1 protein-coding gene is annotated in these 2,371 nt (G+C 60.1%); it reads left to right on the forward strand.

Annotated features, from left to right (window positions below):
• Positions 1-135: 135 nt before the first annotated feature.
• A partial coding sequence (locus DWV00_RS33490; RefSeq protein ID WP_147298047.1) for a type VI secretion system Vgr family protein occupies positions 136-2,371 on the forward strand: 2,236 nt, incomplete at its 3' end.

Genomic DNA, 2,371 nt, shown 5'->3' on the forward strand with positions numbered 1-2,371 from the left:
GATATTAAAATGAGTTGGGAATTTTTACTCATTTTCGGTGATGAATACTAATAGTGCTTAAGCTTGTTTTGCCGGAAAGAGGATTCTGTGTAAAATCGCGCGACTCCGAATGCCGGCTTATCGTCAGGCTTGCCAATGAATACCAACCTGTCTGTCCAAGACCTCCGGAAGCTCGCCGGCGGGATGCAGAACAATCGTCTGTTGACGTTGTCATTCCCGCAGGACGATGCACCGTACAACATCCTGTTGGTCAATCGCCTCGAAGGCGAGGAATCGCTATCGCGCGATTTTCGATTCGCTATCGAAATACTGTCCGATAACGCCAAGCTTGATCCGAAGGATTTCGTCGGCAAGCTGATCTCGGTGCAGTTGCTGCGCAACGACGGCAGCTTTCGGTACTTCAATGGTTATGTATTTGCATTTCGGTTGGTTAAGACCGATGGTGGGATTGCGTTCTATGAGGCGGACATCGGCCCATGGATGCGCTATCTGACGCTGCGCAAGAACAATCGGTTGTTCTTGGATCAGGCAATCCGTGGGCAAACGGCGACCATCTTCGGAGACTACGGGACGCTGCCGGTGTGGGAGTGGAAGGTCTACGAGCAGGACCTGCAGATGACGATGGCGTGCCAGTTCGACGAGCACGACCATAACTACGTCCATCGCCGCTGGGAGCATTTGGGGCTCACGTACTGGTACGAGCACACGGCCACGGAGCACAAGCTGATCGTGTCCGATCCGGTTCGGACCGAGCCGGCGATCGATGGCAGCAGTGCCAAGATTCCTTACCAAAGCGAGGCGGGTTCGCAGGAAGCGGACGGCATTGCTTCATGGTCGCCTGTGGAGCAGATCACGTCCACGCACGTTGCGCAGTCGCGCACGGACTTCAAGGAACCCGAGTTGAACGCGCGGACCGGCGGCTTAGCCGATGCGCGGACCGATGCGTGGCAAGGCAGCGGCGGACAGAAGCTGGAGTGGTACGAGTACTCCGGCGCGTATGGGCACCGCAACACGGACGATGGGTCGCAGCAAACGAGCCGACGCATCGAAGCGATCGAGTCGATTGCGCGGCAGTATGAAGCGAGCGGCAACAACCGTTTCGTGATGCCGGGACGGTGGTTTCAGCTAACGGACCACTTTGGTTACTCGCTGAGCAATAACCACTATGACGACCAATACCTGATCACGTTTGCGCATCACGTTGCGACGAACAACTATCTCCAGGGCGTCGGCGCAACGGCGACGTACAGCAATCGGTTCGCTTGCGTGAGCAAACGGATTCGTTGGCGGCCGATGCCGGGGTACAACAGCGTCGACACGCGCATCCTTGCACCGCAGACGGCGACCGTGGTTGGGCCGGAAGGCGAGAGCCTGTATACGGACGAGCACGGTCGGTGCCTGGTGCAATTCCACTGGGACCGCGAAGGCAAATACACGACGTGGATGCGGGTGTCGAGCGGTTGGGCTGGCGGTAGCCAAGGTATGAGCGCACTGCCGCGGATCGGCTCCGAAGTGATCGTCATGTGGCTGGACGGCAATCCTGATCATCCGATCGTCACGGGCCGAGTGCAGAACACGGCGAAGCTGTCGGCGTGGCAGTTGCCGCATCAACGCGCGTTGACAGGTATCCGCAGCCGTGAACTCGTGGGTGATGCGGGCAACCTGGCGGGCGGGCGCAGCAATCATCTCGTGTTTGACGACACGGCCAATGCGATTCAAACCCAGCTGAGAAGCGACCATGCGGCCAGCCAGCTCTCGTTGGGAAGCGTGACGCGCATCGAGGATTGGCAGGGCAGGCAGGACGCACGCGGCGAGGGGTTCGAGCTGCGTACCGATGCCGTCGGGGCGATCCGCTCGGGCCAGGGCATGCTGGTCAGTACCGAGGCGAGGCGAGGGGCGACGTCGCATCTGTCGGATGTGAGTGAGCCGGCCTCGCGGCTTGCGCAAGCGCAGGAGTTGCACGATCAGCTGGGCACACTGGCGCAAAAGCATCAGGCGCAGGAGAGCGGCGCCGATCAGAGCGTCGTGGCCGATGCGTTGCAGTCGCAGGTTACGGGCATTAAGGGCGGAGCGGGCAGCAACGGCAGTGGTTCGTTCCCCGAGCTGACTGAGCCGCACTTGCTGCTGGCTGGAGCGGGCGGATTGCAAGCGACGACGCCGGCGACGGTGCACGTCAGCGGCGGTAAGCATGTCGCGCTTACGGCGGGCCAGAACGTGTCGGTGACGGCGGGCAAATCGCTGCTGGTAAGCGTGATGCAGAAGGTTAGCCTGTTCGCGCAGAACGCGGGGATGAAGCTGTTTGCGGCGAAGGGGAAGGTGGAGATTCAGGCGCAGTCGGACAACATCGAGCTGACCGCGCAAAAAAAGGTGA

It is taken from the genome of Trinickia dinghuensis (assembly GCF_003367175.1).
Lineage (GTDB): Bacteria > Pseudomonadota > Gammaproteobacteria > Burkholderiales > Burkholderiaceae > Trinickia > Trinickia dinghuensis.